The organism is Photobacterium sp. 270122K, from assembly GCF_059941365.1.
In genome coordinates this window covers 218,075-243,428 of record NZ_JBPOEN010000008.1, presented here as the reverse complement: position 1 = coordinate 243,428, position 25,354 = coordinate 218,075, and the positions used below count along the sequence as shown (strand labels likewise).

Genomic DNA, 25,354 nt, shown 5'->3' with positions numbered 1-25,354 from the left:
TTGACAAATTAAAATCGGGCTCAGGGAAGAATGAAAAAGCAAACGGGTTTCTCGTTAGTGGAATTGGTGATTGTGATCATCGTGGTCGGTCTCTTGGCCGTGGCTGCCTTGCCGCGCTTTTTGAACGTGACAGATGAAGCCAAGAAAGCCGCCATTGAAGGTGTCGCGGGTGGGTATGCCACGGCGGTGCTATCTGTGCGTGCCCAGTGGGAAGCGTATGGGCGTCCACAAACGGCAGGCCGTAACAGCGTCAGTTATGACGGCACCGATTTCTTCCTGACCCAAGCCAGTGATGTGCCCTCTCCCAGCATCGGTTACCCGATCGCTTTGTCCAGTAAAACCGTGGAATCGATGACCGCGGATGATTGCGTGGCTCTGATGGACAATTTGTTGCAAAACCCGCCTAAAGTCACCCGCGTTGCCGCCGATGTACCTGAGGGCGATTTTCTGTTCTTTACCGATCTTGTCGTTGAAGACAGCCAGAATGCTTGTCGTTACTACCAATTGGCCTCTGCCGGTAGTGATGGCAGTGGCTCTACCAATGTGACCTCGGGTCATTACTTTACTTACCAGCCTGCCAAGGGTTTGGTGCAGACTGACATACGCTAAGCGTACTATTGAATGTAAATGGAGAATGTTATGAAACGTCAAGGCGGCTTTACGCTGATTGAGATGGTAGTGGTTATCGTGATCCTGGGTATTTTGGCCGTGACCGCTGCCCCACGTTTTTTGAACCTGCAAGATGATGCGCGCGCAAGCTCATTACAAGGCCTGAAAGGCGCGATTGATGGTGCGGCAGCGATTACGTATGGTCGTGCTGCAATTGAAGGGCAAGAAACGGTTAGTTCAGCAACCACCACTCAAGGTGCAATTCCTATTGCTTTTGGTTATCCACAAGCAACATCCGCAGCTTTGAATAAGGTTGTTAACGGTCTTGATGATTGGAAGCATGATACTTCTATTACTGGTAATAAGATTGCATATACTTACAAAGGTAATGCTTCTGCAGGTCAATGTATTGTGACTTATACACAAGCGGTTGATGAGAATACGCCAGCTAAAACCGAAATTACTTTTGGTGCTGGTTGTAACGCAGCTACTAATTAATTGCCATATAGAGCTCTTCGGAGCTCTATTGCCAGAAGCCATCATCGGTGGTGGCTTATGGCAATAGGTTCACTTCTTTTCGGGTGATTCATGCCCCTTCATCCTGCTCCTCGAGCCGTACAACACGGCTTTACGCTGATTGAACTGATAGTGGTGGTGATCCTGCTCGGGATCCTGGCGGTCACCGCTTCGTCACGCCTGATCGGGCGCAGCAGTTTTGATGCCATCGTGGTGCGTGACCAAGCCATTGCGTTAGCGCGCCAGATCCAACGTGAAGGAATGGATGTGGTGTTAACCCCGAATGCTGTGCCGGAGCATATTGGTCTGTATATCGGCCAGAATGTGTTGGGTTCACCCGTCTGTGAAACAAACGTTGCTGCTACATCGTGTTTGTCGACGACGCACGATAAGGTGACGTTTTCCGTTCCCTCATCACATCGGATGCTCTCCGGTGATGTCATGACCTTGCATTTTGATTGGCTCGGTCGCCCAATGACGGTCGAGACAACCCCGTTCCTACGCGCCTGTACCCCCAATCGTTGTGAAATCACCATTATCGCCCGCAATGGTGAAAATGCCATGTTGTGCATTAACGCCGAGGGGCTGATCAATGACTGCGCGATTTAGTCCGGTGCCTCGTTCATATGCCTCTTCCCGTAAGATAGTTTCCCGCATCACGGCGTCGCGTGGTTTTACCCTGATTGAAAGCATTGTCGCCATCGTGATCTTGGCTATCGCTATGGTCACGATGACCAGTTTCCTGTTTCCGCAGGCTGAGCGTTCTGCTACGCCGTATTATCAGGCGCGCGCGGCTGCGATCGCCAATGCCTTCCTCAATGAAATGCTTGCCCGTCAGTTTGATGAATTCTCTGATCCTTATGGTGACAGCCGCGTACGTTGTGGTGAAGCGAATGCCAAAGGCGATCCTGTCGCATGCAGCGTGCCGGAGGCGAACGGTGTGTGGCCTCGCGATAAAGCCGATGCAGATGGCGACAGTGTGGAGTATTTCAAGTATGTCGACCCTATCAATCATCAGCTTTTGGGGTATGGCTTGGTGACCTCGGTGGCCAATGATGTGGATGACTTTCACGGCTGTTGGGGAGAGCTGTCTTTATGCCAACAGCGTGATGACGCTGCGCGCTATCCGTGGCGGGGATTCATTGAAACTTTGCTCGATGACCACAGTGGCCGCTTGGACGATTACAAGAACATGACCGTCACCGTGGATGTGCGTTACGACACCGGCTTACAGCCTGTGAACGGGCAGAGTGCTGCACAGGAACTGGAACAGGCACGGCGTCACAAGCGGATCACCGTGACGGTGGATGCGGGCCGCTACGGTCAGTATGACGTGGTTGCTTACCGGAGTAACTACTAATGGCGAAGTGCAAATCCTGCCAGTCACGTTCGGCACTGAGCGGCTTTACCCTGATTGAAATGGTGGTCTCACTGGTGATTCTTGGCATTATCGTGCTGGGCATTGGCAGCTATTTGCAATGGGGGGCGCAAGGGTATGTCAGTACCGTCAGCCGGGAGCGCTTTCAAAGTGAAGCCCGCTTTGCGCTGGAAAAAATGACCCGTGAGCTTCGCCATGCTGCGCCGAGCAGTGCCTCTCGAGAGGTGACCAATGGGCAGCATTGCATCGCGTTTCGTCCTATTATCGCCGCCGGTTTTTACGTGGGTGCGGCGGATGCGCAGCCGTTGCAGGTGGTGCCGACTCTCGGTTCAGTGGATGACTGGGTGGCGTTACCGAAAGGAAGCTTAGCCTTGGCCGTTGGCCTTGCAAATGCTGCAGAGTACGCTAACCCTGATTTTCGGATTCAAGGTGTGACGCCGGATGATAATGGTGATGTGTCAAAAGTGTGGGTACGGTTAGCTAAGCCGTTGGTCTCCCGTTCGCCAGCGCAGCGCGTTTACGTTTATGGTGATGCAGTGCGTTATTGTCAAAGGGGCCACCAATTGGTGCGGGAGCAAGCCAGCACCGCGACGCCAATCATGAACCATGTGGCGATGTTTGAGATCACCGCCTTGAGTGCCGGGTTGGAAAACAACGGCATGGTGCACGTGCGTTTGCGTACGGTTGACCCGCGCAGTGATGAGGCCTTTCGTTATGAGCATACGGTGCAGGTGTTAAATGTCCTTTAGTGTACGTCCCTCGGTGTCTTATCGTCGCCAGCGCGGCAGTGCCTTGATCGTGGCAATTTTTCTGATCACCGTAATGGGGTTATTGGCGGCGGCGATGATCCGGATCGACAGTACCAGTCAAACCTCCACCACGCATGAAGTGTTTGCCTCCCGGGCATGGTATGCCGCCCATTCGGGCAATGAATATGTGCTCAGCCAGTTGTTCCCCCTCGGCCGTCACGATGCCGATGCGGCAGCGTGTAAAACGTACACCTTGTCGGCTGCCGCGTTTTCCTGCCAGCAGGTGACGGTGACATGCAGCGCGTTGCCGTATCAGGATGCCACGGGTCAGGACGCCTTGCGTTTTCAGTTAGTCAGTTCCGCCACCTGCGGCACCGGCGCTTACGCAACAACGCGTGTGCAAGAAGCGTGGGCGAAAGAGATTGAATAAGATGATGAAGCGATATTTATCAAACGTTATCGCGCTTGGGCTGATGACCCTCAGTGTGATGGTGAGTCTATTGTATTCCGTCAATGTTCAAGCGGTCGGTATCGACAATTATTGTGCCGCGTTTCCGGGGCCAGCACAGACGTGGGAAGGCAACACTGAGAAGGCATATTTGCAAGATAAAGCCTTGATCACGAAGACGCGAAAGGAAGGTAATAAACACTTTTTGTGGTTTTATCTACCCTCCATACATCCGGGTAATGGGGCCACAGGATGTGATGGTTTTCCTTGTCATTCTCCGGATGAGGCTAAAGGCAGTTATTGGGCTAAGAAGCTGAATGTTGGGCCGTTTTTAACTGCGTCCGGATATGCGCCGCAGTTTAATGGTGATAATACCTTACCTGAATACGGAACCTTTTCATTGGGGGTTCATTCTCCGAATAGAGAGGTTTCTTTGCGTGATGGCGCCGGCCAAAAAATCCGGTCTTTGGACTTGAATAATCGCTCTATTTTGCATCTCTACAGTGGTGAGTACTGGATTGAGAAACTTGATATTAAAACGCAAAGCCACTTGGTGACACATGGTGATGTGACGATTCATACTAAATTACTGATTGTTAGTGATATGGGGTTAATTTCCCCAGAAGATAAGAACCCCGACCAATTAAAAATATATGTACATGACAGTGAATTGCCTCCAAATATAAGTAGTAGTGTTGAGTTGACGAGGGGCAGTAAGGTAACAGCATTGCTTTATTCTGAAGGCAAGGTGGCGATGAGTGGGGGGTGGGGAGAAAAAGATAAAGTGACGTCAATTACGGGCTCATTAACGGCAAAAGATCTGACGATGAATAGTGCCTATGCTGAGCCAACAACTATCATCTATGGTCAAAGTGTCTGCTTCAACCCCAAAGAATACTTCATTGACGTCACGCCCGAAAAAAATGAATCCCTCACGTGTGACCGTCAAAAAGTGACCGTGCGGGTTTTGGATAAAGACAAGCAAGTCGCAACCGATTACACGGGAAATATCCATGTATCCTCGTCGCTGACTATGGCAGGTAAAGCACATTGGTTTGATGTTGCGTCTGGAGGTACTACGTTAGGTGACGCTCTGAAAAGTGTATCTATCACGCCTCATCAAGGGGAGGCTGAGGTGTGGCTCAAAAGCGAACACATTGGAAAGATAACCGTGACGGCGACCTTGTCGAAGGATGACAAGAAAACCGATAGCAGCACCTTTTTGTTTGCCCCTTATGGATTTGAAATCGCAGAGGGCGAGCTCCCTTTAGTGGCAGGAAAGCCGGTCGATATTGCGATCACCGCATTGGCTTGCCCCTCTGAAAAAGGCCAGATGGTCGCAACCGAATATCTGGGAAACCGGACACTGACGTTAGAGACGGTTTACGATTCACCGTCGACGGGCAGTCAGCGTATTCAGCTGGCAAAACCAAATAGTACCGAATGGCAAAGCCGTCAACTCAGTGTGCATTTTGAGGCGGGAAAAGCCAGCGCGCAGTTGCGCTATCTGGATGCAGGCCAAGCCCGTTTAACGGTGACCGATAAGCAATGCAATACATCAGATTGTACGGTGATACAAACCGTTCTGCGTAAGCGCTCTGGTCTGCCCAATGGGTGGCAGGCGTTAACCGGATCCCTATCCATTAAATCGCGTCCCTATACCTTTGCTCTGTGTGATGCCCCCGATGCCCGTTCCATTGAGCAAGCGAAAGGGACGGCCTCGAATACGGAAAACGCGTTTGTGGCGGCAGGCGAGCGTTTTGCGACGAAAGTGAAAGCCGTGATTTGGGTCAACGGTGATGCAGGCAAAGACAATATTGATACCGCCGGTAATGCAACGGATCTTGTGGATAGCCGCAACTTGTGTGGACGGACGGAAGCGACGAATTTTTATCATGACCAAGCGCCTACCGCTGAGGTTGTATTGTCATCAATACTCGATACACCCAAAGATAAGCGATCCCGTCCGGGTGTCTTAACGAGTTCGTCGTTAACGCATCAGCAGATAGACAATAATGCGTTTTATGCCAGTTGGAGTGAGGTGGGCAGCATTCAACTGCGGGCGGGAGTACAAGGCTCGTATTTGGGGATGACAGTGAACATCGGTTACCGGCCTGTGGGGCGTTTTTATCCTAAGTTCATGGCGGTGGATCCGAACCAAAGTGGTATGACGTATCCCAAGGCGCAGGGTTTTGTGTACATGAATCAGCCGTTTAATGGCCGGTTAAAGGTACAGGCACTCAATCAACAGCGTGAACCGACCTATAACTACGGGCATTTTTCAGCGGGGAATAAAATCGGGATCCAAGTGGTTGCGGTCGCGCAGAATACCCCTGACGGTACAGGCAATCGTCTGACGGATCGGATGGATTTTTCTGAATGGGACCGTGTGGCGGGAAACGGTTGGCAGCACAACTGGGAACAAGACGCCATTATCGTGCCAACCGCACCTTTGCTCTTTACCCGTTCAAATGTGATACAAGGCGTTGCTACGAGTCGGTTTGGAACCACACAACCGGATGGACCGTATCGCGTGAGCTTGGGGATCGCCCCTCAAGAATCGGACAATTGTTCACAAATTGGTTGTCCGGTATTGGACGAACCTAAGATAAAGGTCTTTAACTGTAGGGCGGACGTGGCGTGCAGTACCACATTGTCGGTACAACCCTTTGTAACCTTTACCACGCGTTATGGTCGTATGGTGATGGGTGACACCGCCGGACGCAGCGGACAGGCATTGGCGATCCCGCTAAGGGTAGAGCACTGGAACGGCAGTGCGTTCACGGCGCACGGAGATGACAATGTATCGGCCTTTGATGGTCAGTTTTATTGTAAGCAGATCCTGATGCAGTCTGATACCAGTGTCGACAGTGATACCCTCATGTCAGGGGGCGGTGTGGTGGAGAAGGGCGTTGCCGCGTCAGGCCAGTTATTGGCGCAGCCGCACGATCTGCCGCACTACCGTGAACAGACCCGGTTCTGGCAGAAGTTAGTGGATCAAACACCCGCGCCAGTGGCGGACAATGATCCTGTCATCACCTGTGAGCCTGGTGCGGTGGATCGCAGCGGCGAATTGCAGCCGTGGTTGTTATACAACTGGCGTCAACAAGGTGACGAAAACCCGTCAGCTGTGGTGACGTTTGGGACGTATCGGGGTAACGATCGTGTTATCTATCGGGGGGAAAAGGGCATGAATTTTAGGCTGCCGTAAATAAAATGACGATCTGTGGCAGGTTTGACAAAGCTTACCTTGTCTCGATCCGCCCCCCTTGATACATTTAGCGCAATTTAACGAATTTGTGATCTTGCAGGATTAGCCGAAGACTATGTTTAAAAAACTTCGTGGCATGTTTTCTAATGACCTGTCTATTGACTTGGGTACAGCCAATACCCTTATTTATGTCAAAGGACAGGGCATCGTTCTCGATGAACCATCAGTAGTGGCGATCCGTCAGGATCGTGCCGGAGCAACCAAAAGCGTGGCCGCAGTCGGTCATGATGCCAAGCAGATGCTAGGCCGTACTCCGGGCAATATCGCGGCGATCCGCCCGATGAAAGACGGTGTGATCGCGGACTTTTATGTAACAGAAAAAATGCTTCAGCATTTTATCAAGCAGGTTCACGACAACAGTCTATTGCGTCCAAGCCCTCGCGTGTTGGTGGCCGTTCCTTGTGGTTCTACGCAAGTTGAGCGCCGTGCGATCCGTGAATCCGCACAAGGTGCAGGTGCACGTGAAGTGTACTTGATTGATGAGCCAATGGCGGCTGCGATCGGCGCGGGCATGCCTGTGTCTGAAGCGACCGGCTCAATGGTGATCGATATCGGTGGTGGTACCACAGAAGTGGCGGTGATCTCACTGAACGGTGTGGTGTACTCGTCTTCTGTCCGTATTGGTGGTGACCGTTTCGATGAAGCGATCATTAACTACGTGCGCCGTAACTACGGCAGCCTGATCGGTGAAGCGACTGCTGAGCGCATCAAGCATGAAATCGGTTCGGCGTACCCGGGCGATGAAGTGCGTGAAATCGAAGTGCGCGGCCGTAACCTGGCTGAAGGTGTGCCACGTAGCTTTACGCTTAACTCAAACGAAATTCTTGAAGCATTGCAAGAGCCACTCACCGGTATCGTGTCAGCGGTGATGGTTGCGCTTGAGCAGTGTCCACCAGAACTGGCGTCTGATATTTCAGAGCGCGGCATGGTGCTAACAGGCGGCGGTGCGCTATTGCGTGATCTTGATCGTCTGCTTACAGAAGAAACCGGTATTCCAGTGGTCGTGGCCGATGAGCCGTTGACTTGCGTCGCGCGTGGCGGCGGTAAAGCACTGGAAATGATCGACATGCACGGTGGCGATCTATTCAGCGAAGAATAATGCCCGTTCGGGCATATCGATAAACAGGTTATAGCGTTACATGAAACCTATCTTTGGCAGGGGGCCTTCCCTGCAACTGCGCCTGTTTCTTGCCATTTTACTGTCGGTTGGCTTAATGCTGGCCGACAGTCGTCTTGATGCCTTCGCCAATGTCCGTTATTTGCTGAACACGGCGATTGCGCCGTTGCAATATGCTGCGAACTTGCCGCGTGATTTTCTTGATGGCGTCTCTGGACAGTTCAGTTCGCACCGCCGCGTATTGGCCGAAAATAAAGCCTTACAGCGTGACTTATTGGTGCAGCAGAGCGATGTCTTATTGCTTGAGCAATTGAAACAGGAAAATCAACGTTTACGCGAGCTATTAGGCTCCCCGTTTGTGCGTGACGAAAAGAAATTAATTGCCGAAGTGATGGCGGTGGATTCCGACCCTTATAGTCATCAAGTGATGATCGATAAAGGGCGTGTTGATGGCGTGTATGAAGGCCAACCGGTGATCAATGAAAAAGGGATCGTCGGACAGGTCTCGTACGTGGGGGCGCACAACAGTCGCGTACTCTTGCTGATTGACCCAAGCCATGCCATTCCGGTGCAAGTTGTGCGTAATGACATTCGCGTGATCGCGTCCGGCAGTGGCCAGATTGATCAGATCCAATTGGAACACGTGCCAAGCAGTACCGACATTGAAGTGGGAGATTTGTTGGTCAGTTCCGGATTAGGCGGGCGGTATCCTGAAGGGTATCCGGTGGCGCATGTGACGGAATTTTCGTTTGATAACAAACGGCCGTTTGCTCAAATCAAGGCAAGACCCACGGTACAGTTTGATCGTCTGCGCTACCTGTTGCTAGTGTGGCCGACCGAACGTGAAACCCTGACAGATGGAGACTTCGCGGGTGGCAAATAGTCGAGCTCATGGCCGTCTTTGGATTTGGCTGTCGTTTTTAGTGGCCTTGATCTTACAGGCTGCGCCTTGGCCGGGTGAGTTGGAACCCTTCCGTCCTTCCTGGGTGATCCTGATAACGTTTTACTGGGTGTTGGCACTGCCGCATCGGGTGAACGTGGGCACCGCATTGGTGCTCGGGTTATTGTGGGATCTGATGTTGGGCTCCACGCTGGGTGTGCGCGGGCTGATGATGTCGGTGCTGTGTTATATCGTAGCATTGAATTTTCAGGTGTTGCGGAATCTCTCATTGTGGCAACAGGCCATCCTGATTGCCTTGCTGACGCTCGGCGGCAAACTGGTCGAGTTCTGGGCGGAGTATCTGGTGTCAGTGATCAGTTTTGATCCGGAAAGACTCTGGGCTGTGCTGCTAAACTTCCTGTTGTGGCCGTGGTTATTTCTGCTCTTACGCCGAATGCGTCGCAAGCTCTCAATTCGTTAAATAATATTCCCAATGCGATCTGTTCGATGCTAGGGTGTAGTCCTATACATCGAGCGAAATTGGACGGATCGCATTGATTTATCACACCAAACTGTATGAGTGATATCATGTCGACGCCACAACTGTATCTGGCTTCCGGTTCGCCTCGCCGTAAAGAGCTTCTCACCCAATTAGGCTATCGTTTTGAACGGGTTGTGGTCGATGTTGAAGAACAACATCAAGTCGGCGAAGCGCCTGCAGACTATGTCCAGCGTTTGTCGCGAGACAAAGCGATGGCAGGGGTGGCCGAAGTGGCCGAAGTGGCCGATAGTCACCCGGTTCTCGGGGCCGATACCATTGTCGTGGTGGATGAAACCATCCTTGAAAAACCCCATGATTTTGCCGATGCCAAGCGTATGTTGCAGTTATTATCCGGCCGTCGCCATCAAGTGATGACCGCCGTGACCCTTGCCACTCAGGTACAGCAGCAGACGCAACTTGTGATCACGGATGTGTGGTTCAAAACGTTGTCCGATCAAGAGATCGACGCCTATTGGCAAAGCGGAGAACCCCAAGACAAAGCCGGCAGTTACGGTATTCAGGGGATCGGTGGCAAGTTTGTCGAGCGTATCGATGGCAGTTATTACGCTGTGGTGGGGTTACCGTTAGTGGAAACCGACATCATGGTTCAAAACTTTTTAAGTTTATCAAATTAGAGGCAACCATGAGCACAGAGCTGCTGATTAATGTAACGCCGAGCGAAACGCGCGTTGCGATGATTGAGGCCGGCACCCTGCAGGAAGTTCATATTGAACGTGAATCCAAGCGCGGTATCGTCGGAAATATTTACAAAGGTCGCGTGAGTCGCGTGTTACCGGGCATGCAGGCTGCATTTGTTGATATTGGCCTTGATAAAGCTGCTTTTTTGCATGCATCAGACATTGTGCCGCACACGGAATGTGTCGCTGAAAACGAAAAACAACAATTTCAGGTGCGTGATATCTCTGAACTGGTTCGCCAGGGGCAGGATCTGGTTGTGCAGGTGGTGAAAGATCCACTCGGCACGAAGGGCGCGCGTCTAACCACAGACGTGACATTGCCATCACGTTACTTGGTGTTTATGCCAGGGGCGAGTCATGTCGGTGTCTCGCAGCGTATTGAAAGTGAAAAAGAGCGAGATCGTCTTAAGAGTGTGGTGAACGCGTATTGTGACGATCTTGGCGGCTTTATTATTCGTACTGCCGCGGAAGGGGCAAGTTCAGACGAAATCGCACAAGATGCCGCTTTCTTGAAGCATTTGTGGCGCAAAGTGCTGGAACGCCGTGCGAAGTACAAGCCTAAGTCGATGTTGTACGGTGAGCTGGGGTTGGCGCAGCGTATTTTGCGTGACTTTGTCGGTACAGAGTTAGATAGCATTTTAGTGGATTCCCGCTTGGGCTTTGAAAAGCTCAAAGAGTTTACCGATGAGTTTGTGCCTGAGTTGAGTGAAAAGCTGGAATATTACGCCGGGTCGCAGCCGATCTTTGATCTGTATGACACCGAGAATGAAATTCAGCGTTCACTGGATCGTAAGGTCGAGTTGAAGTCTGGCGGCTATTTGATCATTGATCAAACAGAAGCGATGACGACGATCGACATCAATACCGGTGCGTTTGTGGGTCGCCGCAATTTGGAAGAGACCATCTTCAACACCAACATTGAAGCGACCAAAGCGATTGCCCGCCAGTTGCGGCTGCGTAACCTCGGTGGGATCATCATCATTGATTTCATTGATATGGCGTTAGACGATCACCAGCGTCGCGTATTGAGTGCCTTAGAGCAGGCGCTGTCGTATGACCGCGTGAAAACCAATATCAACGGCTTTACGCAACTGGGCTTGGCGGAGATGACCCGTAAGCGTACCCGTGAAAGCATTGAACATGTCTTGTGTGGCACCTGTCCAAGCTGTGAAGGACGTGGTACGGTGAAAACAGTGGAAAGCGTATGTTACGAGATCTTACGTGAAATCACGCGTGTGAACCGTGCGTATGACGCGGATCGCTTCGTGGTGTATGTCTCTCCGGCAGTGGCAGATGCTTTGGTGGGCGACGAGTCTCACGCATTGGCAGAGCTGGAAGTTTTCATTGGCAAACAAGTGAAAATCAAAGCAGAGCCGCTGTACATCCAAGAGCAGTTTGACGTCGTCATGATGTAACAGCGAGGCAGTTGAGTGACAACAGTTCCAGTTCGTCTGGTACGTGGATGCATGTGGCTGGTACTAACGGTGTTAGTACTGGCCGCAATTGCGATTAGTGGTCTGCGTTTTATCCTTCCCCAGCTTAACGATTACCGCGAGCCTATTCGGCAGTGGGCCTCTGAGCAGGCCGGTCTGCGTCTGGACATCGCCCATGTTGAAGGACATTGGCGCAATTTAGGCCCTTCCCTGATTTTACAAGACGTCAGCGTCACCATGCCGGATCAGCCTGATTCGTTAGTGCAGGTGGGGGATGTCTCTTTCCAATTGGATGTACTGGCATCACTATGGCGTTTGCAGCCGGTCTTTCAGGATCTGCGCATTGACCGCTTACAGCTTGATGTGACCGCTTTCCAATCGGCGCCCGACACGGCGTCGGCCAACGAAGACGATGAACAACTTGCCACCCTTAAACGGCTGGAAGACGTGCTCTTTGTTCAGTTGGGGCAGTTCTCACTGCGTAACTCCGCCATTACCTTTATGTCGCCCGCCAATGAGCGGTTGACGGTCGACATCCAAACTCTGAAATGGGATACCTTGCATGACCAACGCCGTGCCGAAGGGGTGATCAGTATCGCTGATACCCATTTCAGTCAGGTGGAAGTGATGGCGAACTTGTCCGCCAAGCAATCGTGGTCAGAGCAATCCGGACAGATTTACCTGAACGCGCGCAACCTGTCGTTGACGCCATGGCTCAACAAGCAGCGCGTCAGCGAGGCTGAAATCACCAGCAGTAACATTAATGCACAAGCGTGGCTGACCGTAGTGGATGGCCAGCTGCAGCGTTCACGCTTGGTGTTGGACGACACCTTCCTGCGCTGGAAAGGCAAAAACGGCTCACACCATTTGCGCATTCATGACGGCCAGCTACGCCTTCAGCCCCTGTTTGAGGATACGCATGGCCGATCCGGTAATGCTCCGGTGATTGGCTGGCGTTTGGACAGCGATAAGCTGGCTCTGCAAACCGATCGCACCGATTGGCCTGAACTCGATCTCGCGGCACAGTGGACGCCTTCCGGCTGGCAAGCGGCGCTCAACACGATTGCGCTGGCGCCTTTGCGTCCGTTGGTGGACTTGCTGCCGTTGGATGAGACCTCCCGCAACGCCATTGAGCAACTGAAGCCGCACGGTACGATTAACGATATTCGTGTGGCAAGCGATGCGAAGCATGGCCCGTATTTCTCTTTTGATGCCAAGCAACTGGGCTTGACCCACTGGGAATACCTGCCGGGGTTCAACAAGCTTGATGCCCATGTCGCCGGCGATCTGGCAGGCGGTAAGGCCCAACTGACCCTCAAAAACGACAGCTTGCCATACGGTGATATGTTTCAGGCCGCATTGCCGATCCGCAATGCGGAGGTGACCGCTTATTGGCAGATGGACAAACAAGGCTGGCGTTTATGGAGCGACAAACTGGCGGTCTCCACCCCGGATTTGAGCGTCGACGGGCAATTCCGTTTGGATTTTCCGACCGACTCGCCCGCGTGGCTGTCGTTTTACGGCGAAGCCAGTATCCGCCATGCCGGTGAGACCTGGCGTTACCTCCCAACACTGGCGCTGGGGCATGAGCTGACGGATTATCTGTCAGCGGCGATCCGTGGCGGCCAAACGAAAAATGCGCCATTGCTATGGTATGGCGAGTTAAACGCATTTCCGTATGCCCAGCATGACGGTGTATTTCAGGTCTTTGTGCCCTTACGTAACGGCGCATTCAGTTTTGATACCGCGTGGCCCGAGCTGACGGATTTGAATTTGGATCTGCGGTTTGAAAATGACTGGATGTACCTTAATGCCCGCCATGCTAAAACACTCGGTGCGACAGCTTCGCGTGTGACGGGGGGCGCGGAACTGGCGGAAGATGGCCACCTGAAACTGACGGTGGATGTGGCCGCAGACGGTGAGCAAGTACGTGATTACATGTTGGCTACGCCCTTGGTGGATTCCGTTGGCGCCGCACTGACCACGGTACAGGTCAGCGGGCCGGTGACCTCTCGATTTAAACTTGATATTCCGTTTGATGGCAGCGATGTGCGTGCGTGGGGTAAGGCGACCCTGAACAACAACCAAGTGGCCTTGAATGCGCCGCCGATCCCGCTGGAAAACGTCAGCGGCGTGGTGCATTTTGATAACGATAAAATTAAGGCCGACAATTTCACCGGCACGACACTCAATCAACCGGTGAGCTTGGGCTTTACCGGTCAGAGCGTCGTGACAAAAAGCGTCACGGCAAAAGACAGCGAGAGCGGTTACCGGGTTGATGTGAACCTCAACGGTGACTGGGACATGGCGGCCTTGCAAAAAACACTGGATGATCCCTTATTGGCGCATGTCAGTGGACGCAGTGCGTGGCAGGGGCATGTCGGTGTGGATCTGCACGACACCGGGTTTGCTTATCAAGTAAAGGTGGATGCACCGCTGACCCATATTCGCAGCCAATTACCGTATCCCCTTACTGTGACGCCCAATACCCAGCAGGCACTGCACTTGGCCGTGACAGGGAATGCGAATTCGCTGACCAGCACACTGACGGCTCCGGATGCGACGTATCAGGCGCAGTTCAACTTGATCCCCGAGAAACTGGTGATAGAAAGCAGTGAGCTGACGGTGGGGAATGCAAAACGTCACGCATTGCAGCGTGGGGTGCACGGGGTCGATATTGATGGCGCACAGGTGGACGGTGACCGTTGGATCAGCTTGGTCGGTGAGATCCAAGACAAGATCGCCGCGACGTCTCACGCCAGTGCGAATACCCCATCGGCGATGCCGGATATCCCGCTGCCAAATCGCGTGCAAGCCAAGGTGAAACAGCTGACCCTTGCCGGTTTAGATTGGCATAAGGTGGCGTTGTCGCTGAGCCAGCGTATGACACAAGACAAGGCGTGGCAGATGAACATCAACAGCCGTGAACTGATTGGACACGCCTTGTGGCCGAAAGGCCAGCCGCTGCGGGTTGAGTTAGACAGTTTGCACCTGAATTTGCCGGAAACCGAGACCCAAAAGCCGAAAGGGCGTTATCAGCCGCAGCGTGATGTACCGCCAGTGACGGACTTTGACCGCAGCATGATGGCCAATGTCCCCGACGTGGATTTGCTGCTGCATGACGCATGGTTACAAGGCTACCGATTGGGTAAAGTGTCTGGGGAGCTGCGCCGCGAAAACAACATGTTGGCACTGAGCAATTTCACCGTGAATTCTGGCGCGACGACGTTGAACTTAGACGGTAACTGGACGTTGAATGGCGATCACAGTGAAACGCAGCTGGCGTTTGATGTCGAAGGGAAAAACAGTTCAGATATCATGGGGCGTTTTGGTATTTCCGGTGGGATCCAAGGCGCCGAATTTAGTACGTATGCGTCGATTCAGTGGCAAGGCGCGCCATGGTCAATGCACCGTGAAACCTTAACCGGTGAAATGAAATCGGAAACCGGCCAAGGGGTGATCAGTGACATTGGCGGTGCCGGACGCTTGTTAGGCCTGTTCAGTATCGATTCGATTGTGCGCAAAATGCAGCTCGACTTTTCCGGCATTTTTGATGATGGGTTGGCGTTTAATTACATTCGCGGTAGCGGGCGGATTGAAAATGGCCAGTTTGAGACCTCAGACATTAAAATGCAGGCGCTGGCGGGGGATATGTTTATCCATGGAAGTGCTAATCTTGTCAATGAGACGGTCGATGCAAGGGTGAAATTCATTCCTGACTTTACCTCGGGGATCCCGGTGCTGACGGCGTTTGCGGTGGCACCACAAGTGGCGATTTATGTGTTTGCCATTTCGACCGTGTTGTCGCCCGTGGTGGATGTATTTACGCAGATTAACTATTCGGTTCAAGGACCGATTGATGCCCCGACTGTAACCGAACAATCGCGCTTTACCGGCGAGTACAAAGTGCCTGAATCGTTAACCGGTAAAGACGCGCCAGAGAGCAAAGACAAACCGTGATCGCTCACCGTATGCGGAGAGAGGTATCGTCCACCGTATAACCACGGCGGGCCATGAGACAAAGGAGAATGTGGTGGCGAAGTTTGGCATAGTACAGATGACCTCGAATGCAGATCCGGAACGGAACCTGCTGCATTTGAAAAAGAAAGTAAAAGGGCTGCAATTGCAGGGCGCTAAGGTCGTGATCACGCCAGAAAATTGTTTGGTGTTTGGCTCACATGCCGATTATCAGCGCCATGCCGAACCTTTGGGCAACGGCCCATTGCAAGCGGAAGTGGCCGCCATGGCACGCCAGTTAGGCATTTGGATCCTGATTGGCTCCATGCCGATTTTGCGCGATAACGGCGCCATCACGACCACGGCGTTGCTGTTTGACGATCAGGGGATCTGTCAGGCGGATTACGACAAGATCCACATGTTTGATGTGGATGTGGCCGACCAACACCGCCGCTATCGTGAGTCGGATACGTTTCAGGCGGGCAAGGCCATCAAGGTGGCAGAGACGCCTTATGGCAAAATTGGCCTCTCAATCTGCTATGATGTGCGTTTCCCTCAACTGTACGCTGCCTTGCGTGAGCAAGGGGCCGAAATCATTGTGGTACCCGCTGCCTTTACCAAGGTCACGGGCCGGGCACACTGGGAAGTGTTGCTACGGGCGCGCGCGGTGGAAACCCAGTGCTGGGTCGTTGCGGCGGCACAATGGGGTGAGCACAATGAATCACGGGAAACGTGGGGTCACTCCATGATCGTGGATCCGTGGGGGCAGATCGTAACCTGTCAACAACAAGGGACCGGCGTGATCATGGCGAACATCGATTTGGATCTTTGTCAGACCATCCGAACAAATATGCCATTGGTGAAGCATGCTCGATTGGGCGTTCACCATCGCGAGTGCTCACCGACAGTGGTCGGAGAGCCATTAACACAAGAGCAGAATAAATGACGCTGGAAATTGTAGAAAATACCATGCTGGCCCAAGCGGGATTGGGACGCGAAGAGCTGAGTCGTACGCTAGGGCTGGTGGCAGCACGCGATGTGGATTACGCCGATGTCTATTTCCAGTCATGCTGGCATGAGTCCTTGGTGCTGGAAGACAGCATTATTAAAGACGGCTCATTCAATATTGACCGTGGCGTAGGGGTACGTGCGGTGTCGGGTGAGAAAACCGGCTTTGCGTATTCTGATCAAATTAATTTATTGGCACTGACACAAAGTGCTAAAGCGGCGCGTGGGATCACCCGCAGCGGCGGCGACGGCAAAGTACAGGCGTTCATGCCGCATGCGCCGGGTGACATTTATGCCCCGGTGAACCCGCTAAACAGCTTTGATAAGTACCAGAAAATTGCCTTGCTGGAAGAGATTGACCGCTACATTCGTACCAAAGAGCCGATGGTAACAGAAGTGTCGGTCAGCATTAACGGTGTGTATGAGCAAATTTTGGTGGCGGCACTGGACGGCACCTATGCGGCGGATATCCGTCCGTTGGTGCGTTTGTCGATCAGCGTGCTGATTGAAAAAGGCGACAAGCGTGAACACGGCAGCGCCGGTGGCGGTGGCCGTTACGGTTACGAGCACTTCCAGCAAGAAGTCGACGGCAAGTCGATTGCCCTGACCTACGCCGATGAAGCACTGCGTCAGGCTCTGATCAACATTGATGCTGATGAAGCGCCTGCCGGTACCATGCCTGTGGTATTGGGTGCGGGCTGGCCGGGTGTGTTGTTGCACGAAGCGGTGGGTCACGGGTTGGAAGGGGATTTCAACCGTAAAGGATCGTCGATGTTCTCTGGCCAGATGGGTCAGCAAGTGACGTCTAGCCTGTGTACGATTGTCGATGACGGTACGCTGAAAGATCGCCGTGGTTCCATCAACATTGATGATGAGGGTGTACCGGGTCAATACAACGTGTTGGTGGAAGGCGGCAAGCTGAAAGGCTACATGCAAGATAAGCTGAATGCGCGTTTGATGGGTGTGGCACCGACCGGTAACGGCCGTCGTGAGTCGTACGCCCATTTGCCAATGCCTCGCATGACAAATACTTACATGTTACCGGGTGAACACTCGCCGGAAGAAATCATCGCCAGCGTGAAGAAAGGGGTGTACGCACCGAACTTTGGTGGTGGTCAGGTGGATATCACGTCCGGTAAGTTTGTGTTCTCCGCTTCAGAAGCCTACTTGATTGAAAACGGTAAGATCACGCGCCCAATCAAAGGCACAACCCTAATTGGTAGCGGCATTGAAGCCATGCAGCAAGTGTCGATGGTCGGTAATGATCTGGATATCGACCGTGGCGTGGGTGTCTGCGGCAAGGCCGGTCAAAGCATCCCTGTGGGTGTAGGTCAGCCAACGCTGAAAGTGGAATCGATGACTGTCGGCGGTACGCAGTAAGCGTGAGCTGCGGGAAGATGATGTTTAAGCCATGATCAACACCGCAAGATAAAAAAATGCCAGCCCCTGTGGGCTGGCATTTTTATTGGACGTTTGATCGCGCACAATCGTGCAGCGTTGATCAGTCTTCCAAGTACAATGACTTCAGCACCTGGAAAATTTCACGGTACGCTTTGCCCGGTTTTTCCTGTGCTTTTTCTTTCGCCGCTTGACGCACAAGCTGACGCAAGTGTTGGCGGTCAGCGTCAGGGTGATCAACGATGATGGCATTGATCATGCTGTCACCATTTTCAATCAGCTTGTCACGCTTCTTCTCAAGCTTGTGTAGCATCACGGTGGTTTGTGAGTGCTTGTTGTTCAGCTTGTCTAGCGCGACTTGGATCGGCTCGATGTCTACCTGGCGCATCAGTTTACCGATACGCTGCAGCTGACGACGACGGGCTTCGTTTTTAAAACGCTGCGCATCTTTTACCGCTTCAAGCAGATCTTCGTCCAATGGCACTTTAGCAAGGGCGCCTGGCTTCAACTCAACCAGTTCCTCACCCATCTTTTGCAGGGCGTCCATGTCGCGCTTCATCTCGGATTTACTTACCCAGATGATTTCTTCTTCTGGTTCCCATGGGGCTTTTTGATTTTTACGGCTCATAACAGGCTCATGGCTATTGCATTTGGTTTTTATTTTACCAGTTTAATCACGATTTGGGGCGCAAAATCCACCTTGGCGGTGTTATCCTAATAGTAATACCGACTTCATGGGCTGATTTCGCGGCTTTCTACGAGGCGGCTGATCAATCCATTAGAGAGAATTTAAGAGTATGGACGTGAAAGAACAGGTTGCTCAACAACGTGTTGAACTGGAAGCGGCGGTAGCGAGAGCCCTTGAGCTTGCAGGGCAAAAAGCCGATGCGGCCGAAGTGGCGATCAATAAAACGACCGGGATCAGTGTCTCGACGCGCATGTGCGAAGTCGAGAACGTGGAGTTCAACAGTGACGGTGCGTTGGGCATCACGGTGTACCGTGGCCAGCGTAAGGGCAGTGCGTCGACGTCTGATTTAAGTGAAGAAGCCATTGCACAGACCGTGGCGGCCGCGTTGGATATCGCGCGCTACACGTCTGAAGACCCGTTTGCCGGTCCAGGCCCTGCTGAACTGATGGCACGTGAGATCCCTGATCTGGATCTGTTCCACCCGGACGAGCCTGAGCCGGATCATGCCGCTGAAATTGCGGCCCGTGCTGAACAAGCCGCTTTGGACTTTGATCCGCGTATCAAGCAAAGCGACGGTGCCAGCTACGACAGCCACTACGGGATCCGAGTGTACGGCAACAGCCACGGTATGTTGGCCAGTTATGCCTCAAGCCGCCACAGCACCAGCTGCTGTGTGATTGCCCAAGGCAAAAACGGTGAGATGGAGCGTGACTACAGCTACACCACGGCACGTCGTGCGCAAGATTTATGGCAGCCAGAAGCAGTGGGTCTGCATGCCGCAGAGCGTACGGTTGGTCGTGTTGATCCACGTAAACTGACCACGCGTCAGGCGCCGGTGATGTTTGCGGCCGATATTGCGACCGGGTTATTTGGTCACCTTGTGATGGGGATCAGTGGCTCGAACCTGTACCGTAAATCGTCTTTCTTACTGGATCAGTTGGGTGAGCAAATCTTCCCTGACTGGTTGAACATCAGCGAGCGTCCTCACATTCTGCGCGGCATGGCGAGTACGCCATTTGACAGCGAAGGTCTGGCAACAAGAGATTGTGAAATCATTCAAAACGGTGTGTTGCAGACGTACCTGATGACCAGTTACGCCGCCCGTAAAATGGGCCGTCAGCCAACCGGTCATGCGGGTGGGATCCACAACTGGATGGTGAACTCGACGGGCGAGAGCTTCGAGCAGCTATTGAAGAAAATGGGTCGCGGCTTGTTAGTGACCGAATTAATGGGCCAGGGCGTGAACGTCGTGACGGGTGACTATTCCCGTGGTGCGGCAGGCTTCTGGGTCGAGAACGGTGAAATCCAATACCCAGTGAGTGAAATTACTATCGCCGGTAACCTAAAAGACATGATGCAAAACATTGTGGCAATTGGTACTGACACGGAAATGCGTAGCCAGATCCAAACCGGCTCTATGTTACTCGATAGCATGAAGATCGCCGGCGAATAACGCTAATCGCTAAACGTCTAATAAAAAAGCGAGCCCAGAGAGGCTCGCTTTTTTATGCTTGTTTCGCGTTTGAGTCTTAGCGATCTAAGAGTAGTGCTTTGGTATGGACATTAAACCAAAAACAGCGTGGCTAAGCCGAGGAAGACTGACAAACCGACCATGTCGGTGATGGTGGTCAGCGCCATACCCCCTGCCAATGCGGGGTCGATATCCATTTTCTTGAGCATGATCGGCACACATACACCAGCGACACCGGCGACCACTAAATTGGTTAGCATCGCTCCTGCAATGATTGCCCCGAGCAGGAGGTTACCTTTCCAGATCACCACCACGCCACCAATGATCGCGGCCCACAGGAGGCCATTGATTAAACCGACGCGGGCTTCTTTGCTCAATAGCCAGCGGGTATTACTGTCCCCGATGTGACCGACGGCCAACCCTCGGATCACCAAGGCAACGGTTTGGTTACCCGCCACGCCCCCCATCGAAGGGACGATGGTCATGAGGATGGCAATCGCAGCCATTTGTTCAAGGGTTTCCTCAAACATGTTGGAGACGGAAGCTGCCGCCAATGCGGCCAGCACATTGACGCCGAGCCAGATGCTACGGCGCTTGGCGGATTTCACCACGGGCGCAAAGGTATCTTCGTCATCGTCCATACCGGCCATACTCATCATTGAGTGTTCGGCATCTTCACGGATGATATCGACCACGTCATCGATGGTGATACGGCCGACCAGTTGGTAATGGGCATCCACGACGGGCGCGGACAGCCAGTTACGGCGCTCAAACAGGTTCGCGACTTCGCCGTCATCCATTTCAACCGGGATCGCCTCATCGGCATCTTCCATCACGTCGTGGATTTCAATGTCCGGTTGGGTGGTGATCAGGGTGGATAGCGAGAGATAACCGATCAAGGTTTCATTTTGATCGACCACATACAAGGCATCGGTGGCTTCCGGCAGTTCGCCTTTCATGCGCAAATAACGCAAGACCACATCGGCGGTGACATCCCCACGGATAGTGATGAAGTCAGTGCTCATCATTCCGCCGGCTGTTTCTTCCGGGTAGGCGAGGGCTTTTTCGACCCGATGACGGTCAGTGGCATCCATTTGTGCCAGTACTTCCCGGTACTTACGATCCGGCAGGCTACGCAAGACGTACGCCACATCATCGGTTTCCATACCTTCGGTGACCGCGGCCAGCTTATCGGGCGCCATCTGTGCCACGATGCCGTCTTTAACGTCTTCCGACAGTTCATCAAGGATTTCACCTTGTTCTTCGGGATCGGTCAGTTGCCACAGGACTTGACGTTCTTTGGGGGGAGAGGCTTCAAGCAGGTGCGCAATATCTTCCGGCTCCATATCTTGGAGCAGGCGACGGACATGGACAAACATGCCATTGTCGAGCGCTTGATTCACTTCTTGTAGCGTTTGGTGCGTGTGGTCTTGATCGATGCTATCGGCCATTGCTTGCGGTACCCCAAATAACTCAACTGCGAAATACCCCGAAGATGCCTTGGAAAGTGCAGGGCGGCTGGGTGTCGCCAGAGTGGCGAAATATCACCCTGAGGTATAACGGCGCAATAAGCTGAATTTTAACGCAATAGCGTGGTGGTTGTCTCACCAGATCTGAGAGGAAATGCGGAATTCACCGATTATTTACTGTGCGCCTGCGTCAATTGACGCAGAAGGCGTGATAAGGGCTCAAGTTTCCTCATCAAAGCCGGCTTCGATCAACTCGCTGACCGCCGCCAGTGCTTCGCTGGCATCGCAGCCTTCGGCGCTGACGTGCACTTGTTGGCCTTGGGCGGATTCGAGCATCAATAGCCCCATCACACTATCTGCGGTGGCACTTTTCTCGCCGTTGCTAATGGTAATGGCAGCTTGAAAACTTTGGGCTAACTCGACCAGTTTAATGGCCGCACGGGCGTGCAGGCCTAAGCGGTTTTTGATGAACAGTTCACGCGAGGCAAAGGTCATGATGACGCTTCCAAAGTACGGTGGCGAACTTGCACTTGATGCCCTTCATAACGGAAGTGTTCAGCCAGTTGTTGGGCAATATAGACCGAGCGGTGTTGACCTCCGGTACACCCAATGGCGACGGTGAGGTAGCTGCGGTTGTTTTTTTCCAGCATGGGTAACCACGTTTCAATGAAGTTACGAATCTGATTGGTCAGCTGGTGCACTTCAGGGTGGCTGGATAAATATTCTTTCACCCCTTGGTCAAGGCCGGTCAGTGGCTTGAGCTCAGGCACCCAATGCGGGTTGGGCAGAAAGCGCACGTCAAACACATAGTCGGCATCGGTCGGTAAACCGTGTTTAAAACCAAAGGATTCAAACACCATGATCAGTTCACGGGCATCACGGCCCAACACGCGGGCACGGACGGTTTCACTCAGATCATGGATAGACTTGTTGGTGGTATCGATCACCAAATCTGCACATTCTTTGAGTTCGCTCAGCAGGGCACTTTCCGATTGAATCGCTTGCTCAAGACTCATGTTCTGGCGTGACAGTGGGTGCAAACGACGGGTCTCGCTGTAGCGTTTGACCAAGGTTTTGTCGTCGGCATCCAAGAAGATGACATTCACATCCACATGCTCGCCCAAGGTATCCAGCGTTCTGCGGATATCGTCCTGCTCATCAGGCATGTTGCGCACATCAATGCTGACGGCAACGTTTTGTTCATCCCCTTGCAGGGTATTGATGAACTGCGGCAGCAAGGTCACGGGCAGGTTATCAACGCAATAGTAGCCCAAATCTTCCAGTACCCGAAGGGCGATGGATTTACCGGATCCTGAGCGTCCGCTTACGACCATTAACATCATGGTTGGCTGTCCTCAACATTCTGTGTGGGTGTCAGGATCATTATGAATCACTGGTGAGAATGTGATAAAGCTCTTCATCACTTTTTGCGGTGCGAAGTTGCTTAAGGATGTGTTTGTTGCTGAGCTTCTCTGCCATGCAAGACAGGGTTTGGAGGTGTTCTTTGCATTGTGCATCAGGCACAAGCAGGGCAAAGAGCAGATCGACAGGTTGGTTATCAATGGCATCGAATTGAATAGGATCTTGGCATTGGATCAATACCGCAATGGCGTGTTCGCTGTTATTGATTCGACCGTGGGGAATGGCGATGCCGTTGCCGATCCCGGTACTGCCCATTTTTTCTCGGTTGAGCATACACTCAAACAAGGGCTGGGGGTTTTGGTCGAGGTGCTCGGCAGCGATCTCACTGATGATTTCCAAAGCACGCTTTTTACTCGAGCAAGGGACTGCACTCTTGGTGCAGTCCAGACTCAATACATTACTCAGTTGCATGATTTAATGACTGTTGAGTTTATCTTTGTGTTTGTTTAATTGACGTACCAGTTTATCAGTTAATGCGTCAATCGCAGCATACATATTTTCAGAATCCGCTTTGGCGTGGATTTCTCCCGCGTTAATGTGAAGGGTCGCCTCCGCAACTTGTTCCAACTTCTCAACGTTCAAAATGACATGGACATTGTTAATTTTATCGAAGAACCGCTCTAGCTTATTGAACTTGGTTTCCACGTAATCGCGCATGGCTGGCGTGATTTCGATATGGTGCCCAGTGAGATTAATTTGCATAGACATCTTCCTTCTGTTGGCGTCTGCTACAGCAGACGTTTTCGCTGGTTAGACGGTGGGATCCCCAGTGATTCTCGGTATTTGGCAATGGTCCTTCTTGCCACCATGATCCCTTGTTCCGCCAGGAGTGTTGCTATTTTGCTGTCACTCAGTGGCTTAGCCTGATTTTCGGCGGCCACCAGCTTTTTCACTAACGCGCGAATGGCGGTTGATGAACATTCGCCCCCGTTGTCGGTGCTGACGTGACTGGAGAAGAAGTATTTCAGTTCAAAGATCCCACGCGGGGTATGCATGTACTTCTGTGTGGTGACGCGTGAAATGGTGGATTCGTGCATGTCGACGGCCAGTGCGATGTCATTGAGTACCATCGGCTTCATGGCTTCTTCACCAAATTCAAAGAAGTCTTGCTGGTGTTCAACAATGCAGCGCGCGACTTTTAACAGGGTGTCGTTGCGGCTTTCCAGACTTTTGATCAGCCATTTGGCATCTTGTAAGTGCGAGCGAATAAATTGGCTGTCAGCACTATTGCGGACGTTTTTCCCCATGGCCGCATAGTGTTCATTCACACGAATGCGGGGCACGCTGTCGGGGTTGATCGTGACCACCCATGCGCCGTGATCTTTAAACACGGAGACATCCGGTACCACGTATTCGGTTTCTGTGGCGATCACACGGTTACCCGGACGCGGGTCAAGGCCGTGGATCAGCTGCATCACTTGCTTGAGCTCAGGCTCTTTGAGCTTGGTGTCGCGCATGAGTTGGCGGAAGTCGCGGTTAGCCAGCAGATCGATATAGTCGGTCAGCAGCATCTTGGCTTCAGACAACCAAGGCGTGTCGAGCGGGAATGTCGCCAATTGAAGCAGCAAGCACTCTTGCAAATTGCGCGAGGCCACACCCAGCGGATCAAACTGCTGTACGCGTTTGAGTACCGCTTCCACCTCATCGAGTTCGACGTCGTCATCCCCTAAGCTGTCGAGAATGTCGTCGGTTGAACTGGTGAGGTAGCCTTGCTCATCAATGGCGTCAATGATGGCGGTGGCGATGGTGAGGTCGGTATCGCTAAAGGGCGTCAGGTGCACCTGCCACATCAGGTAATCTTGCAGACTTTCCGTAGTTTCCCCTTGATAGACGGGCATGTCATCATCAAACGCGAGGCCGGTACTGCCGGAGTTGGCGCTGTAGACATCGTCCCACGTCGTATCAACAGGAAGATCGTCAGGCATCTCGTTTTGGCCTAACGCATCCGCGCTGTCTAAGTCATCGCTGTTACGGGCGGTCTCTTGTTCGGCGGTGGCGGTGTCATGCTCGTTATGATGATTGCCATCGTCACCGGTCAAGGTTTCGTGGGCACTTTCCTCAAGTTCCAGCAGGGGATTGGCGTCCAAGGCTTCCTGTATCTCTTGCTGCAGATCCAGTGTCGATAATTGCAAAAGGCGGATGGCCTGTTGCAATTGCGGCGTCATTGCCAATTGTTGACCAAGTTTAAGCTGGAGCGAGGTTTTCATATGTCTGTATGTACCTTATTGTTATCGTTGGTGTTGGCGCCGCGTGGTTGGCGAGAGCCGATGCTCACAAAGGCGTGAGTACGGGCGCCTGGTA

Annotated in this window: 23 protein-coding genes; 16 read left to right on the top strand and 7 right to left on the bottom strand. The window is 52.6% G+C overall.

From position 1 onward, the window contains the following. The first annotated feature begins 30 nt into the window (after nucleotides 1–30). From ACSF8W_RS16025 to tldD, 15 genes are all read left to right on the top strand, one after another. On the top strand, nucleotides 31–609 hold the full coding sequence (locus tag ACSF8W_RS16025) for a prepilin-type N-terminal cleavage/methylation domain-containing protein (protein WP_500848213.1): 579 nt from the start codon (nucleotides 31–33) through the stop codon (nucleotides 607–609). 30 nt (nucleotides 610–639) lie between these two features. After that, entirely contained in the window at nucleotides 640–1,107 is a 468-nt protein-coding gene (locus tag ACSF8W_RS16020) for a type II secretion system protein (protein ID WP_428476461.1), read from the top strand. A 90-nt stretch (nucleotides 1,108–1,197) separates the two neighbouring features. After that, the gene (locus ACSF8W_RS16015) at nucleotides 1,198–1,734 is read left to right on the top strand and encodes a prepilin-type N-terminal cleavage/methylation domain-containing protein (RefSeq protein ID WP_500848212.1); all 537 of its coding nucleotides are present in this window, start codon (nucleotides 1,198–1,200) and stop codon (nucleotides 1,732–1,734) included. Continuing rightward, nucleotides 1,718–2,485 (top strand): type IV pilus modification PilV family protein, encoded by a 768-nt coding sequence (locus ACSF8W_RS16010; RefSeq protein WP_500848211.1) that lies wholly within the window; start codon nucleotides 1,718–1,720, stop codon nucleotides 2,483–2,485. The genes ACSF8W_RS16015 and ACSF8W_RS16010 overlap by 17 nt, the downstream gene beginning before the upstream one ends. Beyond that, nucleotides 2,485–3,252 (top strand): PilW family protein, encoded by a 768-nt coding sequence (locus ACSF8W_RS16005; protein ID WP_500848210.1) that lies wholly within the window; start codon nucleotides 2,485–2,487, stop codon nucleotides 3,250–3,252. Before ACSF8W_RS16010 ends, ACSF8W_RS16005 begins: the two co-directional genes overlap by 1 nt. Then, a complete protein-coding gene (locus tag ACSF8W_RS16000) occupies nucleotides 3,242–3,682 on the top strand; it encodes an MshP protein (RefSeq protein ID WP_500848209.1) in 441 nt (146 codons plus the stop codon). Before ACSF8W_RS16005 ends, ACSF8W_RS16000 begins: the two co-directional genes overlap by 11 nt. A gap of 1 nt (nucleotide 3,683) precedes the next feature. Further along, nucleotides 3,684–6,911, top strand: a complete 3,228-nt coding sequence (locus ACSF8W_RS15995) for a DUF6701 domain-containing protein (protein WP_500848208.1) — start codon at nucleotides 3,684–3,686, stop codon at nucleotides 6,909–6,911. A 115-nt stretch (nucleotides 6,912–7,026) separates the two neighbouring features. Further along, nucleotides 7,027–8,070, top strand: a complete 1,044-nt coding sequence (locus ACSF8W_RS15990; RefSeq protein WP_281026299.1) for a rod shape-determining protein — start codon at nucleotides 7,027–7,029, stop codon at nucleotides 8,068–8,070. Nucleotides 8,071–8,110: 40 nt separating this feature from the next. Beyond that, the gene (gene mreC / locus ACSF8W_RS15985; protein ID WP_428476467.1) at nucleotides 8,111–8,971 is read left to right on the top strand and encodes a rod shape-determining protein MreC; all 861 of its coding nucleotides are present in this window, start codon (nucleotides 8,111–8,113) and stop codon (nucleotides 8,969–8,971) included. Next, the gene (gene mreD / locus ACSF8W_RS15980; RefSeq protein WP_428476468.1) at nucleotides 8,961–9,449 is read left to right on the top strand and encodes a rod shape-determining protein MreD; all 489 of its coding nucleotides are present in this window, start codon (nucleotides 8,961–8,963) and stop codon (nucleotides 9,447–9,449) included. Before mreC ends, mreD begins: the two co-directional genes overlap by 11 nt. A gap of 107 nt (nucleotides 9,450–9,556) precedes the next feature. Continuing rightward, complete coding sequence (locus tag ACSF8W_RS15975) at nucleotides 9,557–10,144, top strand: Maf family protein (protein ID WP_500848207.1); 588 nt, start codon at nucleotides 9,557–9,559, stop codon at nucleotides 10,142–10,144. Nucleotides 10,145–10,152: 8 nt separating this feature from the next. Then, complete coding sequence (gene rng, locus ACSF8W_RS15970; RefSeq protein ID WP_500848206.1) at nucleotides 10,153–11,622, top strand: ribonuclease G; 1,470 nt, start codon at nucleotides 10,153–10,155, stop codon at nucleotides 11,620–11,622. A 15-nt stretch (nucleotides 11,623–11,637) separates the two neighbouring features. Then, complete coding sequence (locus ACSF8W_RS15965) at nucleotides 11,638–15,600, top strand: YhdP family protein (RefSeq protein WP_500848205.1); 3,963 nt, start codon at nucleotides 11,638–11,640, stop codon at nucleotides 15,598–15,600. Nucleotides 15,601–15,673: 73 nt separating this feature from the next. Continuing rightward, nucleotides 15,674–16,543 (top strand): carbon-nitrogen hydrolase family protein, encoded by an 870-nt coding sequence (locus tag ACSF8W_RS15960; RefSeq protein WP_500848204.1) that lies wholly within the window; start codon nucleotides 15,674–15,676, stop codon nucleotides 16,541–16,543. Continuing rightward, entirely contained in the window at nucleotides 16,540–17,985 is a 1,446-nt protein-coding gene (gene tldD, locus ACSF8W_RS15955; RefSeq protein WP_500848203.1) for a metalloprotease TldD, read from the top strand. The genes ACSF8W_RS15960 and tldD overlap by 4 nt, the downstream gene beginning before the upstream one ends. A 121-nt stretch (nucleotides 17,986–18,106) precedes the next feature. Here the strand turns inward: tldD and yjgA are convergent, their stop codons facing one another. Further along, nucleotides 18,107–18,631, bottom strand: a complete 525-nt coding sequence (gene yjgA, locus ACSF8W_RS15950; protein ID WP_500848202.1) for a ribosome biogenesis factor YjgA — start codon at nucleotides 18,629–18,631, stop codon at nucleotides 18,107–18,109. Between the two features lie 169 nt (nucleotides 18,632–18,800). On the opposite strand from yjgA, the gene pmbA reads away from it, so the two are divergent. Next, the gene (gene pmbA, locus ACSF8W_RS15945; RefSeq protein WP_500848201.1) at nucleotides 18,801–20,144 is read left to right on the top strand and encodes a metalloprotease PmbA; all 1,344 of its coding nucleotides are present in this window, start codon (nucleotides 18,801–18,803) and stop codon (nucleotides 20,142–20,144) included. A 110-nt stretch (nucleotides 20,145–20,254) separates the two neighbouring features. Here the strand turns inward: pmbA and mgtE are convergent, their stop codons facing one another. The 6 genes from mgtE to ACSF8W_RS15915 form a co-directional block, all read right to left on the bottom strand. After that, nucleotides 20,255–21,613 carry a magnesium transporter gene (mgtE, locus tag ACSF8W_RS15940; protein ID WP_500848200.1) on the bottom strand — a complete coding sequence of 453 codons (1,359 nt, stop codon included), beginning with the start codon at nucleotides 21,611–21,613 and terminating at the stop codon, nucleotides 20,255–20,257. Between the two features lie 237 nt (nucleotides 21,614–21,850). Further along, nucleotides 21,851–22,126, bottom strand: a complete 276-nt coding sequence (locus ACSF8W_RS15935) for an HPr family phosphocarrier protein (RefSeq protein WP_500848199.1) — start codon at nucleotides 22,124–22,126, stop codon at nucleotides 21,851–21,853. After that, complete coding sequence (gene rapZ / locus ACSF8W_RS15930) at nucleotides 22,123–22,974, bottom strand: RNase adapter RapZ (RefSeq protein WP_500848198.1); 852 nt, start codon at nucleotides 22,972–22,974, stop codon at nucleotides 22,123–22,125. The genes ACSF8W_RS15935 and rapZ overlap by 4 nt, the downstream gene beginning before the upstream one ends. Before the next feature lie 40 nt (nucleotides 22,975–23,014). Next, nucleotides 23,015–23,464, bottom strand: coding sequence for a PTS IIA-like nitrogen regulatory protein PtsN (ptsN, locus tag ACSF8W_RS15925; protein ID WP_500848197.1), 450 nt, complete (start codon nucleotides 23,462–23,464; stop codon nucleotides 23,015–23,017). Nucleotides 23,465–23,467: 3 nt separating this feature from the next. Beyond that, nucleotides 23,468–23,755 (bottom strand): ribosome hibernation promoting factor, encoded by a 288-nt coding sequence (gene hpf / locus ACSF8W_RS15920; protein ID WP_428476480.1) that lies wholly within the window; start codon nucleotides 23,753–23,755, stop codon nucleotides 23,468–23,470. Between the two features lie 26 nt (nucleotides 23,756–23,781). Further along, a complete protein-coding gene (locus ACSF8W_RS15915; protein WP_500848196.1) occupies nucleotides 23,782–25,260 on the bottom strand; it encodes an RNA polymerase factor sigma-54 in 1,479 nt (492 codons plus the stop codon). Nucleotides 25,261–25,354 lie beyond the last annotated feature (94 nt).

Excerpts from the sequence above, each read along its gene's own strand:
- ACSF8W_RS16025 (WP_500848213.1), top strand. The coding sequence starts at position 31 with ATGAAAAAGCAAACGGGTTTCTCGTTAGTGGAATTGGTGATTGTGATC.
- ACSF8W_RS16020 (WP_428476461.1), top strand. The coding sequence starts at position 640 with ATGAAACGTCAAGGCGGCTTTACGCTGATTGAGATGGTAGTGGTTATC.
- ACSF8W_RS16015 (WP_500848212.1), top strand. The coding sequence starts at position 1,198 with ATGCCCCTTCATCCTGCTCCTCGAGCCGTACAACACGGCTTTACGCTG.
- ACSF8W_RS16010 (WP_500848211.1), top strand. The coding sequence starts at position 1,718 with ATGACTGCGCGATTTAGTCCGGTGCCTCGTTCATATGCCTCTTCCCGT.
- ACSF8W_RS16005 (WP_500848210.1), top strand. The coding sequence starts at position 2,485 with ATGGCGAAGTGCAAATCCTGCCAGTCACGTTCGGCACTGAGCGGCTTT.
- ACSF8W_RS16000 (WP_500848209.1), top strand. The coding sequence starts at position 3,242 with ATGTCCTTTAGTGTACGTCCCTCGGTGTCTTATCGTCGCCAGCGCGGC.
- ACSF8W_RS15995 (WP_500848208.1), top strand. The coding sequence starts at position 3,684 with ATGATGAAGCGATATTTATCAAACGTTATCGCGCTTGGGCTGATGACC.
- ACSF8W_RS15990 (WP_281026299.1), top strand. The coding sequence starts at position 7,027 with ATGTTTAAAAAACTTCGTGGCATGTTTTCTAATGACCTGTCTATTGAC.
- mreC (WP_428476467.1), top strand. The coding sequence starts at position 8,111 with ATGAAACCTATCTTTGGCAGGGGGCCTTCCCTGCAACTGCGCCTGTTT.
- ACSF8W_RS15975 (WP_500848207.1), top strand. The coding sequence starts at position 9,557 with ATGTCGACGCCACAACTGTATCTGGCTTCCGGTTCGCCTCGCCGTAAA.
- rng (WP_500848206.1), top strand. The coding sequence starts at position 10,153 with ATGAGCACAGAGCTGCTGATTAATGTAACGCCGAGCGAAACGCGCGTT.
- tldD (WP_500848203.1), top strand. The coding sequence starts at position 16,540 with ATGACGCTGGAAATTGTAGAAAATACCATGCTGGCCCAAGCGGGATTG.
- yjgA (WP_500848202.1), bottom strand. The coding sequence starts at position 18,631 with ATGAGCCGTAAAAATCAAAAAGCCCCATGGGAACCAGAAGAAGAAATC.
- pmbA (WP_500848201.1), top strand. The coding sequence starts at position 18,801 with ATGGACGTGAAAGAACAGGTTGCTCAACAACGTGTTGAACTGGAAGCG.
- mgtE (WP_500848200.1), bottom strand. The coding sequence starts at position 21,613 with ATGGCCGATAGCATCGATCAAGACCACACGCACCAAACGCTACAAGAA.
- ACSF8W_RS15935 (WP_500848199.1), bottom strand. The coding sequence starts at position 22,126 with ATGACCTTTGCCTCGCGTGAACTGTTCATCAAAAACCGCTTAGGCCTG.
- rapZ (WP_500848198.1), bottom strand. The coding sequence starts at position 22,974 with ATGATGTTAATGGTCGTAAGCGGACGCTCAGGATCCGGTAAATCCATC.
- ptsN (WP_500848197.1), bottom strand. The coding sequence starts at position 23,464 with ATGCAACTGAGTAATGTATTGAGTCTGGACTGCACCAAGAGTGCAGTC.
- hpf (WP_428476480.1), bottom strand. The coding sequence starts at position 23,755 with ATGCAAATTAATCTCACTGGGCACCATATCGAAATCACGCCAGCCATG.
- ACSF8W_RS15915 (WP_500848196.1), bottom strand. The coding sequence starts at position 25,260 with ATGAAAACCTCGCTCCAGCTTAAACTTGGTCAACAATTGGCAATGACG.